The sequence below is a fragment of the Mesorhizobium sp. M2C.T.Ca.TU.002.02.1.1 genome, assembly GCF_003997225.1.
In genome coordinates this window covers 1-644 of sequence record NZ_RZTO01001438.1, presented here as the reverse complement: position 1 = coordinate 644, position 644 = coordinate 1, and the positions used below count along the sequence as shown (strand labels likewise).

Genomic DNA, 644 nt, shown 5'->3' with positions numbered 1-644 from the left:
CCGTGGCGCGGGACACTGTTTTTGCCCTGCGCCGCCAGATCGCGAAGATCGAGGGAACGCTGCCCGAGCGCCTGCAGGCGCCGGCGCTCGGCGTGTCTGGAGCAATTCCAGGAAAAGTGCGAAGCGGTTTTCCGTCCGGAATTGCGGAAAATCAAATATCCAACAATGCCGCCGGGTCTGACATGACGCTTGTCCGGCGCGGCCTTGCCGTGGCTTCGGCGGACGCCTTCCTGCGCACCGGCATCGAGCGCCTCGACACCGCCCTCGGCGGCGGCCTGCCCAGGGCGGCGCTCAGCGAGATCCATGGCCTGGAGACCCGCGATGCCGGCACTGTGGCCGGCTTCGCGCTGTCGCTCGTGAGCCTGATCCTCAAGGAAAGGCAGGGCCTTCCGATCCTCTGGGTCGGGACGGCGGAAATCTTCCATGAGGCAGGTCTTCCCTATGCCAGGGGCCTTCACGCCCTGTTCGGCATCGAGCCGGAGCAATTGCTGTTTTCCGAGGCGCCGAAGCTGCTCGACGCGCTCTGGATCGCCGAGGAGGCCGCCCGCATGACCGCCTTCGCCGCGGTCATCCTCGAGATCCGCGGCAGTCCGCAACGGCTCGACCTCACCGCCACGCGGCGGCTGCACGCGCGGGCGCAAAAC

The 644-nt window shown here is 67.5% G+C and carries 1 pseudogene; it reads left to right on the top strand.

From position 1 onward, the window contains the following. Window positions 1-2 precede the first annotated feature (2 nt). A pseudogene (locus EOD07_RS36635) lies at window positions 3-644 on the top strand (hypothetical protein); the annotation flags it as partial.